We start from the raw sequence: 14,962 nt of genomic DNA, 5'->3' as shown, positions 1-14,962 counted from the left end.
GACTCGAAGATCGTGAGATTTTTCTATTGCAAACCTGTTCATACAGTAGAAAAATAAAAAAAGTTCCATTTTTTAAAAAGGCTGTTCGTTTGTATCTTATAATGTTTCTCGATGCGTTTTCTCAACTTCGATTTTACGCTTTAAATGTAATTTTAAAAGTGGCATCGTAGCTTCAACTGCTTCCATATCGTTTAGGTTTTGAATAAGTTCTTGTAGCTTTCCGTAAAGCTCTGCCGCAAGTTCTGCTATATCTTCAGGAGGCATATCTATTTTTGCATCATGATAAGTTTTATACGCTAAATGTCCAAGCTTTTTCATCAGTCCAACAGGGATCGTTTGCGGTTTTAAACCAGCTGCTTTCGCTTTTGCCATATCTGAAAACATCTCGCCATTACCCGTTACAAGCCAGTTTAAATTGACGCCAAATTTTTCTCCATATGACGATAAAATAGTCGCATCGGGAATTCTGTCACCGCGTTCGTAATTGCCAAGCCCTTGAATGCTAATGCCAATTTTGACTGAAAATATATTACGAGACAAACCTACAAACTTTCTAACCTCTGTTAGACGTTTTGCTAAGGACGTTTTAGGTGCATTTATTTGTCGCGTCATATCAATAATGTCTACAAATGGGGTTGACAAACGTTTCATTTGTAGATATACCCATTGTTACTGCCCCTTATATTGGGCAAAAATTTACATACATAACCCCACAAAAATGGATGTTCCAGCATCCATTTGCAGGAGCGAAATTTATGACAATTACACCAAAAATGCAACCGCCGTGGTTTTTTACTGAGCTGCGCCGTTATAATATGTTCGTAGCGAAACTCACAAAAGATTACCATACCGCCTTAAAAGTCGCAGTTGCATTTTTCTCAACAGCAAAAATGCTCACTGCGGTTTCATCACCCTACTGTGCGGTAACGCCGTTTGAACCTCTTTGCCAAAATATGCAAATGCACTTTCCATAGCTTTTTAATTACATAAGATAAAAAGTTTATCAATCTCTAAAAATTATTATAACTTAAGATCTTGTACTAAACAAAAAGAGAAAGGAATTCATAAAATATATGAGAATTTATTGGTTCTTAAACTGGATTTTGAAAGCAGAAAATATTTTCATTTTTTACCTTAGAAAAGGTTAGTGATTTTCTTTGTTACTGTTAAAGATGTTTTTCAGATTCGATTTTACGCTTTAAATGAAGTTTTAAAAGTGGCATCGTGGCTTCAACTTCTTCCATATCATTGAGGTTTTGAATAAGCTCTTGCAGTTTTCCGTAAAGCTCTGCCGCAAGTTCTACTATATCTTCAGGAGGCATGTCTATTTGTGCATCATGATAAGTTGTATACGCTAAATGTCCAAGCTTTTTCATCAACCCAACAGGAATCGCTTGCGGTTTTAAACCAGCAGCTTGCGCTTTTGCCATATCTGAAAACATTTCGCCATCACCGGTTACAAGCCAGTTTAAATTGACTTTTAATTTCTGTGATAGAACAACCAAAAATTCTACATTAGGAAAGGTCGTGCCTCGTTCAGCGTGATCATAAATAGCTTTATTAATACCTAAACGCGTTGCTATTTGATGTCTACTAAGCAGCAAACTTTCTCGTATTAAACGTAGTCGTTTTGCCTGTTCTGTTTTGGGTTCAATTTCTTTTTTTGCCAAATTACACAATAATGCAAAAAATGCATTGACTTAATACAATATTTGCATTATACCTCTTATTACTGCCCATTCATATTGGGCAAATATTTACATATATAACCCCACACCCATGGATGTTACAGCATCCATTTAAGCAGGAACGAAAATTATGACAATCACACCACAAGGGCAACCGCCATAGTATTTTGCAAAGATACCTCACTCTCATACACCCTAGGCAAAACATGTAAAAGTCTACCAAATAATGACCACCAGTGTCAAAAGTATTTGGGCATTCTCTCACGAAAAAACAACACCTGCCATTGCCAATTGTAAGTCCGTCGAGCAAAATTCCATCAACTGCTCCCTCAAAAAGCACAATCATATGTTTGAGTAGTAAAAGCCCAATACGGTTCTTTTCATTGTATGCTGTGCACTATGCCACTGAAATCTTATCACAAAATATGCAAATACACTTTCCGTCGTTTTTTTTATAAGATAAAAGGTTTATCAATGTCTAAAAATCAATATAAAATAGGCAAAATAATCGATATTCTACAAAAAATGAGATTATCACACATTCTTAAGAAGCTGAGCGTTTACAAACCGTGCTTGCTTATTGCAGATGTTAATGGCACTGATTTAGCTGTGATTGGCAATAGAGATTTCAGAGTGTTTAGTTTACTGTCAAATTACTCCTCCTCTGTACCAATTAGAAGCCTTTTGGCAATGTATGCTAAATGCTATAAGTTCTATCGTAAATACATTGCCATTCATATTTACAACGGAGTGTTCCAAAACCTTGGAGTGATAAAGTCTTTAATAGACATTGATTTTAAAACACGTATTTTGCAGAAAATTGACAAAACCATGAAGTTCGTATACATGGCAATCCTAGGTGATGATCGTGGAGTGATACTTAAACATACCAAAGCTGCACAAAAAACCGCAACGTGGAGGAATTCAGCATGACCTCTTTATGCGATAAAGAATTATCTGATACACTGGTTGGTCTTTATGACGACTATCAACGCGGTTTCGATATTGGAGAGGAGCTTAAATTATGTGTGGATTTAGCTTTGTCTCTTGAATTGGAGCTTAGCATTCACCGTTTAAGTGAAACAGAGGCTGTTTTAAAAAAAGAGATTGTGCAAACCTTGCATCGCCGCAGGAACGCTTGTTCCAGTGAGGATGAAATTGATACAATTCCTCCTATGGATTTTGAAAAACAAGAATAATGCGACATTCTCCCCGTGATATTACACTCTCTTCCTATATGATAAAAAATTGCCTGATTGCTTCACTTTCTGCCATACAGAAATCAAAAAAACTTCTGAGAAATTTTAACATGTTGTGTTTTTTTCTCCTAAAAAAATGAGATGAATTAAAGAAACACCTCAGCTCTTTTGGATCATCATCAAAAAATCAAGAATTTTATAGCATATATATAAACTTATGTTTTATTTAAAAGCACCAAATCTCATATTTTCTCACTGACTCGTTAAAAGAAAGATATAAAATATTCCGCAGCGTGAATGTTTATAAAATAGCGTATATTTACCATACTTAAATGAAATTTATTGTTTTTCATGTTTATAAAATAGCACGATGAATATTCCAACAAGCGCAACGATACTTTGAAGAAAATATATCGTTTGGGGTGATGTGCGACTGCTATCGCTTGCCATAATGAGATAGACTCCGAGGATCAAGCAGCCAGAGATACCATTAAAACTTGCCTGCAATCTTCCTTGGTATTCAGGATCACAAGACAGTTGTGATAAAGAAATCGAAAGAGCCCAACTCGAAAGTCCAAATCCAATCATAAAGTAAACAGGAAAAACAACAAAAATGTGTGTGTTAAAAGACAAAATAGCGAGACCAATCGCCATAAAAGCTAACAAAATGGCTAATGTTTTTCTTATGGATAAAACTGTACAAAGAAGTGGTGAAAAAAACGCACCAGTTAATACACCCATAGAATAAAGCACCTCAAATATTGCAAAGATCCTGCTATCCGCATGCAAGACCTCATGTATATAAGGAACAAGAATAACCGGGATGGTCATCAAAAGAGTCATAATAATCATCTGGCTGATATAAGGCATAAAAAGAGTTGGATTTTGTTTAAAATAATGAAGTGATGATATATAACTTTCCCACCAATTTTGCTGATCTTGGCTTTTATATCTTTTAGTTTTAGGAACCTTCATTACAAGGTTTAAAAAACCAGCAATAATCAAAAATATGCCCCCTATGAGGAGTGCTCCTTTTGTTCCTGCGTAGGACAATATAAATCCACTTAAGCCCATACCTATGATCATGCCAAGTTCATAAACCATATCAATGGTCGCATTTGCATTGACGAGCTGTTTTTTAGGAACAATACTTTGAATTAAAGGAATAGCTGATGGCATATAAAAAGAAATAAAAATACCCAAAAGAGCAGATAAGATCATCAAATCAATTTCTATGCCCCAATGCCAAAGAATGACCCAACCCACGATTACCAAACCTCTCACAAGATTTGAAATAATAATCTGCATTTTACGATTATATTTATCTGCCAATATGCCAAAAATAGGCGCAAAAATAATACTAGGTGCCCAAAGGAAAAGCATCATCAACGCTACACCACGAATTGAATTTGTCTGATTATAAGCAAACCATGATAATGCAATGTAATTTAGTCCGTTTCCAAACGTAGCAAACAAACCGCTCAGGGTAAAATAGAGAAAAGCTCTATTCTCGAATAGAGCAGCACGTTCTTTCAAATTTGCAACGAACATAAATCATTCCCTCATACATATATCATTCAGTATGCAGTATAACCACATTTAAAAGATATATTTAGCTCTTACTTTAGTCGATTAAATTTAAAGAAACAAAATTCCTCATTTTGTTAGAGCGTGATTCATTTTTTTATGAAAAGAATATGCTCTCAAAATCATATGAAATAATCTTAACATATTGAAGATTCATAAATACTTTTATTCTCATTGCGCGTTACATTGGCACCAGTAGCACTCATAGTGCGTAAAACAAATGAGCTGTTTTGGCTGTACAGTTACAAAGCAAATAGGTCCTCTCATTTTTACGATAGAGTATTTGAAATTGGTTATTTCCACAAGCAGGTTATAAATTTTATGCTCATAAAAGGCATTTAAGTGATAATCACACCAGAAGTGAGATAAATTTTTAGAAGAATATGTAGAATCGCGGAGTGACCTGCGCAAAAAACAATTGATTTTTAAAATACATCATTTGAGGCAGAAATATAAATATTAACCCTATAGAATAGATCAAAGAGCAACTCTCATTTAACTTTCTTTTAAAATTTATACTTAACATAATGGACAAAAGAAAGCTTCTTTTTGTACAGCGCAATTTCGCGAGGAGGACAACACCACATGCTACAAACCATTCAACAAAAAAGTGAAAAATTTGATGGATTGGCTGATGATTATGATCGCTATCGTCCACGCTATCCCCTCACTTTATTTAAAACCATGCTGCTTCCTTTTAAAGATAAAAAGCATTTGTCCATCGTGGATGTTGGAGCGGGAACAGGCATTGCATTAGAGGGAATTGTCACACTTCTAGGAAATGAACACCACTATCATGCTATCGATGTATCAACAGATATGATTAAGAAGGGACAAAACAATTTTCCTTTTGTACAATGGTACCACGGCAAAGCTGAAAGCCTCTTGCCCCAAATCGGCAAGGTTGATCTTGTTATTGCAGCACAAGCGTTTCAGTGGATGGATCGCCCTCAGTTACTTTACGCTGTCTCAAGCCAACTTCGCACTGGAGGTGTCATGGCGGTTATTCAAAACAATCGTGATTTCCAAAATAGTCAATTTCTAGCCGCTTATGAGTCATTATTAGAGGAAATGAGCCCTAACTATTCCCGTTATTATCGTAATTTTGATTTTTTACAAGAGATGCGTGATGGTCTTGAAGTAAATCCTGAAAAGGTTGCTTTACATACACACAATTGGACGATGACAATCCCATCCGAATCTTTTATCGGCATGAGCCGCTCTTCAACGCAAGCGCAACGCGCTATTGCTAACCATGGAGAAAAATATTTGCAGAAATTGACTGCACTCATAAAACAATATGAAGTGAGAGGAAATTTAGAACTTTTGTATCGAAGTGAACTCTACATCTATATGAAATAATCTTACATCTATGGATATCTCCATTACCTTTCAACGCATTATAATACCCCTAATAAATGAAGTTATCCCTCCCAAATTGGTTGTATAAAAAATCCTTAAAGCTGTACTAGCACACCTCAATCTGAGACCATCAAAATAATTTCTGTCCGATAATTAAGGGTTATTGCCCTCCTAAAACCCAAGCTTATCCCGGCAATGATCAATAAAACCCCGCAACCTTGAATTAAACAGAGACACTCGTAAAAATACCCAATATAGCTCTCAGACGTCGCTGTGCTCATCATCTAGTAAAGTAATTCTTATCAGCAAGATGTTGCATAAAAAACGCAGCAAAAATACCAGCTCCTCCCGCTACTCAATTTCATGAAAATGGGCTATCATCACAGTAAATGTCAGTATTCAAATTTATATCATGCTCCTATCGAAAGAACTTGACATGCCCAGTAATACGTGCACCAGTTATTTGTAAACATATACACTGATTACGATACTGCACATTTTAAAAAGTGTTGATTTAGAGTCAAACATGGGGGGTGTAAGCAATTGATGTTTCGGTTTTATGGACTTGTTGTCCTGCTCTATCTTTCTGATATGGTGCTCTTCTTAAGTAACCTTTGGAATGCTTATCGCATAACATCCTCATCGGTTTTTCTAGGCATAACCATGGCTTTGGGAACCCTTACGCCCTATCTTTTGAAAAAAAGTGGGCTTGTGCACATTAAAGCCTCGTTGCGATTGGTCGATTTATACAAAAGACGGATCATCATCTATAGCCTCCTTTTATTGATTACTCTTTTTCATTATGTCAACTCTCCTTTTGGTTTTATTGCGGTCTCTATCTCTATTGGTTATCTCTCTTTGATCACCTTAAGTACGCTGGAGACTTATAATACTAAACTCGCGCTTAGTGGCCATATTAGTGCTCAAAAGGCTTCCCGCATTATGCAAACAGTGGTGCAAATTGGTGCCTTTTTGGGAGCAGCATTGAGTGGTTATCTTTTAGAAGCAACCAGCCCACAAGGGGCAGCAGCTGAAATCGGCTATAATGGTTTGATTGCAGCTATTTGTGTGTTTGATATTATCGTAAGCCTTGTGGCCGGATATGTCATTTTTCGCGATGAATATCGTGCCGATAGCACTACAAACGCCTTGCCGCCTGTTACCGATAAAGAGCCAATGCTTATACCGCAGGCAGATGAGCTTTCCTTAGAGCTTAAACTTTTATGCGTTTGCATAGGCCTTATTGGCTTTCACATTTGTGCTTATAATACACTGGCAACTATCCTTTTTCAGAGTGTGAAAAATTTTGGCTCTGAATATTATGGGCTGTGCAGCGCAGTTGCAGGTGTAGGGGCTTTTTTAGCTGCTTTTATCAAGATCCCACGCTTTGAATTCATCCTTCCAGCTCTTATATTGGGTTTAGCTGATCTTATTTTTAGCACCACACAATCGCCTTATTTGGCTGTGATTTTTTGCTTTTTTATTGGCTTTTCAATGAATACCATGCGGATTAACGCCCGCAAACATATGATTGAAGCAACCCGAACAGAAACTCAAGCAGAGCTGGTGGGAAGCTATAGTGGCATGCTTTATACTCTCTCTCAATCAGCTGGTTATGTTATCCTTGGTCTTTTTACAAGCTCTGCCCTTATGGGGCCTCAAGCAGCCATTTACCTTCTCCCCCTTATAGGGCTGATAATTTTTATTTATGTTTTTTTTCTTTCATCACAGCGGGCCAAAGTATGAGTAAATCCATTCTTATTATCGACCCTTTCTCCACGGGTGCTCTTTACAGTCCTGCTTTACAAAAATTAGGCTATGCTTGCTATGGCGTTGTCTCACAACCAGCTCCTTTTTCACACTTTATGCTCTCTTATCAGGGGAAAGGCATGGTAGAAGCAAAACTTCATCGTGTCGATGAAATAAAGCAGCGCTTTCCCATCGGCACGATAAAAGCCGTGGTGGCAGGTGCTGAGGGAAGTATTTATTGTGCAGAACAATTGGCTGCTTATTATGGTTGTGCTGGAAATAACCCCTTGACTACCGATTGGCGGCGAAAAAAGGCTGCAATGCAAAGGCGCCTTTGTGAAAACGGTTTATCCCATATTCGATCAAAAATTCTTACAAAAGGTGATTGTGCTCTCGATGATTTTGAAAGCCTTAGTGGCTATGTGGTAAAGCCAAACGATTCTGCAGGAAGCGATGGTGTTTTGTTTTTCTCTAGCCGTAAAGAAGTGGCAGCGTGGATTTCTGAAATCGACTGGACGCAGAAAAATATTTTTGGCACCCCTAACGAAGCTTATTTGCTCCAAGAAAGATTGGAGGGAGAGGAATACATCGTAGATGCCATTGTAAATGGAGAGGCGATAAAGATATGCGCTTTATCGCGATATAAAAAGGGTATCCATAATGGAAGTGCCTTTGTTTATGAATCGCTTGATGTGCTTGATGCTCAAGATCCCCTTTATGCCGCTCTTATCTCTTATGCAAAACAGTGCATTCGCGCGGTGGGGATTGAATATGGGCCTGCTCATATGGAAATAATGCAAACCGCTCGTGGTCCAGTGATGATCGAAGTAGGAGCCCGCCTCCACGGGGGAATTGCGCCCACTTTGTTTGCACATTGCTATGAAAATGATTTACTTGAAAGCGCCGTTAACCTTATTACCGGAGTGTTTTCGCAAACACCAAGTCGCTTTAAGAAAAAAGGGCGTATTATCTTTCTTATCAATAAAATTAACGGTCATATCATAAAAGACATTAATCTATGGCAGCAAAAGCTTCATTCTTGGGAAAATGTCGTTCATTTTATGCTCTTTTTTAAAGAAAATGAGCCCCTCCCCCTAACAATCGATTTAAACACCTGTCCAGCCATTATAGCAATTTGGGGCGAGAGTGATGAAGAATTATCGACTTTGGAAAGAATAATTCGTAGCAATTTTCTATAGAGAGAACATCAATTGAAAATAACAAAAAAGCTAAAGAATGCTGAATTTATAAAACCATGCCATCAAGATAGTACAGAAAAACTCACTTAGCAACATAAGATAGATAAAAATAAATTACCAAAACCGAAGAAAGCAGAATCCTTGAACCTTTATCTTTATATAACCCATCGATTTTATAATGAATGGCGGAGAGAGAGGGATTTGAACCCCCGATAGAGTTGCCCCTATGCCGCATTTCGAGTGCGGTGCTTTCAACCACTCAGCCATCTCTCCAATAAAGTGAAACAAAAATCAGCACTATTGAGTGTATAAAGGGTAGATAACCTTCAATTGTTTTGGGTACAACCTTTTTTTCTTTTTTATAAGACTTTATTGACAGAGAATAGAAATTCCTTCATATAGGCAGAATATAAGCGTGGGGAAATCTGCGCATATTTGTGTTGAGGAAGGTTTTATCTTTCTTTAAGATTTATTACGACTGATAAAAAGCAGCCTATTTTTCCTGATTTCAAGGTAGAAATTAAATAAGAGCTGGAGTGAACGGAAGGATAAAAAATGTTCGCAGTCATTAAAACCGGTGGGAAGCAATACCGCATTGTTGCTAACCAAGTGGTAAAAGTTGAAAAAGTGAGTGGAAATGCGGGTGATGTTGTTGAATTCAATGACGTATTGATGGTTGGACAAGAAGGTAATGCAGTTATTGGTACACCTGTTGTTGCTGGTGCACTGGTGACGGCTGAGATTTTAGAACAGACACGTGGGCGCAAGGTTATTGCATTTAAAAAGCGTCGGCGTCAAAACTCTAAACGCACGCGTGGTCATCGTCAAGAATTTACAACACTGCGTGTTTTAGAAGTTTTAATGGGGGGTTCAAAGCCTAAAAAAGCGGCTGCGAAACCCATGAAAAAGGAAGAAACTGTATCAAAGGAAACAAAAGAAGCAGATTCTGTTGAGAAGACGGATAAAAAAACGACTGAAAAAAAGGCTACATCGCAGAAGAAAACGGTTGTAACGTCGAAGAATAAGAAAGATTAAAGGAGAGCGTCTATGGCACATAAAAAAGCTGGGGGTTCCTCGCGTAATGGTCGCGATTCAGAATCAAAACGTCTAGGGGTTAAAAAATTTGGTGGTGAAACCGTTATTGCTGGAAATATTATTATCCGTCAGCGTGGTACACGTTGGCATCCTGGCAACAATGTTGGCATTGGAAAAGATCATACGCTTTTTGCGCTATCAAATGGGAAGGTTTCTTTTCAACGGAAAGCAGGTAACCGTTCCTATGTTTCAGTTATTCCTATATTGGAAGCAGCAGAGTAATCTGTTGCATTCTCTAGCGATCAATAGGAATTTCGCTGAATTGTAATTATAGTTTTATAAGCATTAAAAGGGAAAGATAGGATGTCATCTTTCTCTTTTTGTATTGGTATTACAATAAATGTAGAAGGTATATGGAAAACACAAAAGTGTGTAGAATTGAGGAAATGATTTTTCTCCATGAGAAAAAGGAGGGGGTGCAGTGTTTTGTTTTTATTCAAGATATTGTTTTATGATGGAATTTATTGATAAATTTGGGTATGATAAGAGTGAGGAAAGCTTATGGTCTTTTTATGTACGAAAAAGCACCGTGTAATTTCTTTATAAGAGAGGAAATTTGCTTTTCAGAAATTATGAAATAACTTAAATTCATACGATAATTTTGATAAAGATAAATCTTTTTATCGGCATATATAGTGTCGATGAATTACCATGTTTTTTAATGGGGATGTAGATAGGTAGGGATATTCATTTGAAAGAACATAGATTAAGAAATTCACAAGATAGCCGTAAAAAAACGACTTTGAAAGTAACGTACGTTAAGGAATTTTGATAAATCGAGGATTAAATTATATTTTTAAGGAGGACGGTGTTTAAAGATATAAGAATAACCAAGGTGCAATGAGCTACTTTCAAAAGTATTTTTTTATTTTTGTGTTTTATTTATCTCATTTGTAAAACTTTCTAAAAAGTAAGGTTGTTTTTAGATTTTTTCTTGGTTTTAGTGGTTGAGTATGGCATGTAAGGGATGTATGTATTTTGCACATGTGTAGAGGAAGGCATTGTGTGCTTGCGATATTGATTGAAGTAAAAGAATAGCTTAAAATATATCAATGTTGCACATTGAGGGGTTTCATATCATAGAATGAACTGCGCAGAGTTTTTAAAATAGTCAGTTGCATGGAGCAATTTGTAATTATAGAATGAGCTTAGAAGAAAGACCGTTGGGTAAAGTGTTAATTAAAGTAACAGATGAATCAGAGAGAGTGCTTTCTTGCAGAAAAAATAATGACAAGTTATGGCTGAATAACGTGAGATAGTGGGAGCATTTTAGACAGAGTTTTTCAGGTAATTGAGGCTTTATAAATCACGGTTTTGTCTTGGTAAATTAAAGAGTAAGAGTTTCTAGAGTAAGAGTTTCTTATGATGATTTTAAGTAACCCGCTGAAATGATATCCAATTTGTTTTATCGGTTATATTGAGGTATTTAAGTACCTAACTTGGCTGTATTGCGTAAAATAAAAGAGAATAGTTGTGTTGTTTCGCTTGTACTTTGGGAAATGCAGCTTTTGAAAAGGAATTTACCAGAGATATTCTTATTCAAATGTGGGGCAATTTGAATTCATAATGAGATGTGAGAAAGTAGAAGCAATGAATGTAGATTTTATCGAGAGTGAAATCTTGTCTATAAGATCTGTACAACTTGCAGCTGCTTTTGATCATAAAAATGATGCGATCTATGCTGCTGCTGAATTACTTGTGCAAGTCGGTGCAGTTGACAAATGTTATCTGGAAAGCATGCTCGCACGTGAAGAAATAACCAATACTTGGTTGGGGAATGGTATCGCCATTCCTCATGGGATGGTTGAAAATCGTGATTTAATTATCAAGGATGCTGTTGCTGTTATACAGGTCCCTGCTGGTGTTGAATGGTTGGATGGAAAGAAAGCACATTTGATTATTGCCATTGCAGCATCTCCAGATCGCTATAGAGAAATTTGTAAAAAATTGACATCTCTTTTATTTGATAAAAAACAGCTTGAAATACTTGCAACAACTACAGACAAACAACAAATTGTTACAACTCTGTTTGATCAAGCAATGAAGATAGAAAAAACTTTTATGGGTGATCTTTCGGTGTGTCAGGAATGGACTTTAGATTATCCAAGTGGCCTTCATGCACGACCAGCTTCTCTTTGGGTTGATTTTGCCAAAAAGGTCCAGAACTCTATCAGAGTTCGCCATGGTCAATATGCTGTTGAAATGAAAAATCTGGTTGGTTTATTGCAATTAGGGGTAAAAAACGGTGATGTCCTGATTTTTTCTACAGATGCTGTAGAAGGAGTACAACTTCTTAAGGAGGCGATTTCTATTGTAAAAAAGGTGAGCATCAGTGAAAAAGGCATGATGAGAGAAGCGGAATCTCAAACAAAGACTTTTCATGGTTGGTATCCACGTTCTATGCAAAAAGGTATTTCTGGTGTTGGAGCAAATTCAGGATTAGCGTTTGGTAAGATTTTTGTTTTAAGGCAAAATGATATTTCCATAATAGATCAGCCAACTGATTTTGCGACTGGTGCAACATGTCTTGAAAATGCTCTCTCAAAAACAAAACAAAAAATGGAATCAGTGATTTCTGATATTACAGTACGTATGGGAGCGGATTCTGCTGCGATTTTTTCGGCGCAAATGGTTTTGCTTGAAGATGAAAATTTAATAACTCAAGCTTATCGTTTTATAGCAGAAGGTCATGGTGTGGCTTGGTCTTGGGATAGAGCAGTTCGGCAATTTTCAGATATGTTTTCTAAGGCAGATAATCCTTTGTTAGCAGCACGTGCTGTTAATTTACTTGATGTTGGTCGTCGTGTTTTAGGTGAAATAAATCCATCCTATAGATCATTCTTTTTAAATGATATTCCACATGGTGTAATTCTGGTTACAAATGATCTTTCTCCTTCTGATGTCGCACAGCTTGATTGCACAAAAGTAAAAGGATTAGCAACGGCATGGGGAGGTCCACTCTCTCATACAGCTATTTTGGCGCATAGTCTTGATATTCCGATGATTGTTGCAGCAGGCGCTGATATTTTAGCAGTGCAGTCTGGTATTCAGGCTATTATTGATGGCGATAATGGGTTCATTTACCTTGATCCTACATTTGAAGATATTGAAGATGTTCAAAGGCAAATTGATATTGTTGCACAAAAACGTGCCAGTGAGATAAGTACATGTAGAGTACCAGCGCAAACGATAGATGGTCAAAGAATTCGTATCATGGCTAATGTTAACTATGCAAATCAGGTTCCTGTTGCGTTTGGTTTGGGAGCTGAAGGCATTGGACTCATGCGTACGGAATTTTTGTTTTTAGAGAATCCACATATTCCAGATGAAGAGGTACAATTTGATATATATCGGGCGATGATTACAGCTGTAGGAGATAAGCCATTAATTATTCGTGCGCTTGATATTGGTGGGGATAAACAGGTTACACATTTACATTTATCCAAAGAAGACAATCCTTTTTTAGGTGTTCGAGGAACACGGCTTTTGTTACGTCGCCGTGATCTTTTGGTACCCCAATTACGTGCTTTGTATCGAGCAGCAAAAGAGGCTGGAGATCTATGGATTGTGTTTCCAATGGTGATGTCTGTTTCAGAAATTGTTTCCATAAAAAAGATTGCAGAAGAAATCCGCAACGATATTGGTGCACCAAAATTAAAACTTGGTATTATGATTGAAGTTCCAGCAGCAGCCATTATGGCAGATGTGTTGAGTGCTCATGTTGACTTTTTCTCAATTGGAACCAACGATTTAACCCAATATACAATGGCCGTTGATCGGCAAAATCCGTACCTTGTATCTGAAGCCGATAGCCTTGATCCAGCAGTTTTGCGTATGATTTATCAGACTATTCAGGGAGCAGCACAACATGAGCGTTGGGTTAGTGTATGTGGTGGTATGGCTGGAGATCCCTTCAGTGCGATGATTTTAGCTGGATTGGGAATTAACGAGCTTTCCATGATATCCAGTGATATTTCTTCCGTAAAAACATGCTTACAGGCACATAGTTTTGAGGATATGAAAATTTTAGCAAAACAAGCATTGCAATGTGAAACTGCAGGCGCTGTACGCGCTCTAAGCAAGGATATCCAGTGGTAAAGAATTTAAGATAAAAGGATGTGCTCATTGTGCACAATTTTAGATCTTTAGTATTGTGGACCATTGTCTTTTAGAGCGATTATAGACAACATATTAATTTATCACTATAAATTAATATGTTGCCTATGAAATAAAATATAAAAGTAACAAACAGATAGCCCTCATCTCAAGGGAGCAATTTTAATATTAGAAATATAAGAAATTCATATCGTTATTATTCTATTTATTATTGGGGCAATCAATGTTGATAAGAGAGAGATGCTTAATTATTTCATTGTGAAAAAAACGTAGATCGTATGCCAATTTTAAGAGCAATGTTTCTTCATAAAGCAGAAGGTGCGTAAGTAAGCATAAAAGTTTATGGTTGTGGATAAGCTTTTTATTTCCATGCTTGCATGATACATAACTATCCACGGAAAAAGTTTTTTCTTAAAAAGAAAGGATGTGCTTGTTATTCAACAGGTCTCAGCTTTTATTTTAATCAATGAATTTGTTTTTGAATTTTGAATGTATAATTTAAGCTTGCACGTTATTTCTTTCTGGGTATAGTGTGCAAACCTCTGGAGAGGTGGCCGAGTGGTTGAAGGCGCACGCCTGGAACGCGTGTATATGGGAAACCATATCGAGGGTTCGAATCCCTCTCTCTCCGCCATTGACACCAAACAAACCCTTCTATGTGAAAAATTGCCCTAGCCGCCAGAGCCCAATATTTGCGGGCTTTTTCGCTGTTCGCAATTGTAGCTTGCCACCAGGTTTTGCATAATTTGACAGCAGGTTTTGCATCAATTTATTTTTTTTCGAAGGGTTTTTAAGGGGTTCTCAAAGGGGCTTCAAAGGTTGTTTAAAGCCTCTTTAATGAGTCTTTATTTTTCTCTCTTATAAGGTCGCAATTTTTGATGATGAGTTCTTGAGCTGGAATCATATTATTTGAGAAGCAGCGTATATAAGATGTGTTCACCTCTTTGAGCATAAATTGACTAATAGT

Annotated in this window: 12 protein-coding genes and 2 tRNA genes; 10 read left to right on the top strand and 4 right to left on the bottom strand. The window is 37.0% G+C overall.

The genetic code is table 11. The features are described 5' to 3' along the window. Window positions 1–96 precede the first annotated feature (96 nt). Window positions 97–612: a helix-turn-helix domain-containing protein gene (locus B5V81_RS00070; protein ID WP_212111395.1), complete on the bottom strand. Its 516-nt coding sequence runs from the start codon at window positions 610–612 to the stop codon at window positions 97–99. 143 nt (window positions 613–755) lie between these two features. Between B5V81_RS00070 and B5V81_RS00065 the strand changes: the two genes are divergently transcribed. After that, on the top strand, window positions 756–974 hold the full coding sequence (locus B5V81_RS00065; RefSeq protein ID WP_212111011.1) for a hypothetical protein: 219 nt from the start codon (window positions 756–758) through the stop codon (window positions 972–974). Between the two features lie 192 nt (window positions 975–1,166). On the opposite strand, the gene B5V81_RS00060 is transcribed toward B5V81_RS00065, so the two are convergent. Continuing rightward, on the bottom strand, window positions 1,167–1,670 hold the full coding sequence (locus tag B5V81_RS00060) for a helix-turn-helix domain-containing protein (protein ID WP_212111010.1): 504 nt from the start codon (window positions 1,668–1,670) through the stop codon (window positions 1,167–1,169). Window positions 1,671–2,162: 492 nt separating this feature from the next. Here B5V81_RS00060 and B5V81_RS00055 point away from each other — a divergent pair, with 492 nt between their 5' ends. Beyond that, window positions 2,163–2,621: a hypothetical protein gene (locus B5V81_RS00055; RefSeq protein WP_244979303.1), complete on the top strand. Its 459-nt coding sequence runs from the start codon at window positions 2,163–2,165 to the stop codon at window positions 2,619–2,621. Continuing rightward, window positions 2,618–2,887, top strand: coding sequence for a hypothetical protein (locus B5V81_RS00050; RefSeq protein WP_212111009.1), 270 nt, complete (start codon window positions 2,618–2,620; stop codon window positions 2,885–2,887). Before B5V81_RS00055 ends, B5V81_RS00050 begins: the two co-directional genes overlap by 4 nt. A gap of 339 nt (window positions 2,888–3,226) precedes the next feature. On the opposite strand, the gene B5V81_RS00045 is transcribed toward B5V81_RS00050, so the two are convergent. Then, window positions 3,227–4,438 carry an MFS transporter gene (locus B5V81_RS00045; RefSeq protein ID WP_212111008.1) on the bottom strand — a complete coding sequence of 404 codons (1,212 nt, stop codon included), beginning with the start codon at window positions 4,436–4,438 and terminating at the stop codon, window positions 3,227–3,229. A gap of 621 nt (window positions 4,439–5,059) precedes the next feature. On the opposite strand from B5V81_RS00045, the gene B5V81_RS00040 reads away from it, so the two are divergent. The 3 genes from B5V81_RS00040 (at window position 5,060) to B5V81_RS00030 (ending at window position 8,784) form a co-directional block, all read left to right on the top strand. Beyond that, window positions 5,060–5,836: a class I SAM-dependent methyltransferase gene (locus tag B5V81_RS00040; RefSeq protein WP_212111007.1), complete on the top strand. Its 777-nt coding sequence runs from the start codon at window positions 5,060–5,062 to the stop codon at window positions 5,834–5,836. 546 nt (window positions 5,837–6,382) lie between these two features. Then, on the top strand, window positions 6,383–7,582 hold the full coding sequence (locus B5V81_RS00035; RefSeq protein WP_212111005.1) for an MFS transporter: 1,200 nt from the start codon (window positions 6,383–6,385) through the stop codon (window positions 7,580–7,582). Beyond that, window positions 7,579–8,784, top strand: coding sequence for an ATP-grasp domain-containing protein (locus B5V81_RS00030; RefSeq protein WP_212111003.1), 1,206 nt, complete (start codon window positions 7,579–7,581; stop codon window positions 8,782–8,784). Before B5V81_RS00035 ends, B5V81_RS00030 begins: the two co-directional genes overlap by 4 nt. A 183-nt stretch (window positions 8,785–8,967) precedes the next feature. Here the strand turns inward: B5V81_RS00030 and B5V81_RS00025 are convergent. Next, window positions 8,968–9,057 (bottom strand) — tRNA-Ser (locus B5V81_RS00025). A 282-nt stretch (window positions 9,058–9,339) separates the two neighbouring features. Between B5V81_RS00025 and rplU the strand changes: the two genes are divergently transcribed. The 4 genes from rplU to B5V81_RS00005 all read left to right on the top strand — a co-directional run bounded on the left by rplU (window position 9,340) and on the right by B5V81_RS00005 (window position 14,629). Continuing rightward, window positions 9,340–9,819 (top strand): 50S ribosomal protein L21, encoded by a 480-nt coding sequence (rplU, locus tag B5V81_RS00020; protein WP_212111001.1) that lies wholly within the window; start codon window positions 9,340–9,342, stop codon window positions 9,817–9,819. Between the two features lie 12 nt (window positions 9,820–9,831). Beyond that, window positions 9,832–10,101 (top strand): 50S ribosomal protein L27, encoded by a 270-nt coding sequence (rpmA, locus tag B5V81_RS00015; protein ID WP_039761123.1) that lies wholly within the window; start codon window positions 9,832–9,834, stop codon window positions 10,099–10,101. A gap of 1,368 nt (window positions 10,102–11,469) precedes the next feature. Continuing rightward, window positions 11,470–13,977, top strand: a complete 2,508-nt coding sequence (gene ptsP, locus B5V81_RS00010; RefSeq protein ID WP_212110999.1) for a phosphoenolpyruvate--protein phosphotransferase — start codon at window positions 11,470–11,472, stop codon at window positions 13,975–13,977. Window positions 13,978–14,539: 562 nt separating this feature from the next. Further along, window positions 14,540–14,629: transfer RNA gene (locus tag B5V81_RS00005), tRNA-Ser, on the top strand. Window positions 14,630–14,962: the final 333 nt, after the last annotated feature.

It is taken from the genome of Bartonella queenslandensis (assembly GCF_018155095.1).
GTDB classification, from domain to species: Bacteria; Pseudomonadota; Alphaproteobacteria; order Rhizobiales; family Rhizobiaceae; genus Bartonella; species Bartonella queenslandensis_B.
Note: the sequence above shows the minus strand (reverse complement) of the source record. Positions and strands in the feature narration are given on the sequence as shown.

Excerpts from the sequence above, each read along its gene's own strand:
- B5V81_RS00050 (WP_212111009.1), top strand. The coding sequence starts at position 2,618 with ATGACCTCTTTATGCGATAAAGAATTATCTGATACACTGGTTGGTCTT.
- B5V81_RS00070 (WP_212111395.1), bottom strand. The coding sequence starts at position 612 with ATGACGCGACAAATAAATGCACCTAAAACGTCCTTAGCAAAACGTCTA.
- B5V81_RS00055 (WP_244979303.1), top strand. The coding sequence starts at position 2,163 with ATGTCTAAAAATCAATATAAAATAGGCAAAATAATCGATATTCTACAA.
- B5V81_RS00065 (WP_212111011.1), top strand. The coding sequence starts at position 756 with ATGACAATTACACCAAAAATGCAACCGCCGTGGTTTTTTACTGAGCTG.
- B5V81_RS00045 (WP_212111008.1), bottom strand. The coding sequence starts at position 4,438 with ATGTTCGTTGCAAATTTGAAAGAACGTGCTGCTCTATTCGAGAATAGA.
- rplU (WP_212111001.1), top strand. The coding sequence starts at position 9,340 with ATGTTCGCAGTCATTAAAACCGGTGGGAAGCAATACCGCATTGTTGCT.
- B5V81_RS00030 (WP_212111003.1), top strand. The coding sequence starts at position 7,579 with ATGAGTAAATCCATTCTTATTATCGACCCTTTCTCCACGGGTGCTCTT.
- rpmA (WP_039761123.1), top strand. The coding sequence starts at position 9,832 with ATGGCACATAAAAAAGCTGGGGGTTCCTCGCGTAATGGTCGCGATTCA.
- ptsP (WP_212110999.1), top strand. The coding sequence starts at position 11,470 with ATGAATGTAGATTTTATCGAGAGTGAAATCTTGTCTATAAGATCTGTA.
- B5V81_RS00035 (WP_212111005.1), top strand. The coding sequence starts at position 6,383 with ATGTTTCGGTTTTATGGACTTGTTGTCCTGCTCTATCTTTCTGATATG.
- B5V81_RS00040 (WP_212111007.1), top strand. The coding sequence starts at position 5,060 with ATGCTACAAACCATTCAACAAAAAAGTGAAAAATTTGATGGATTGGCT.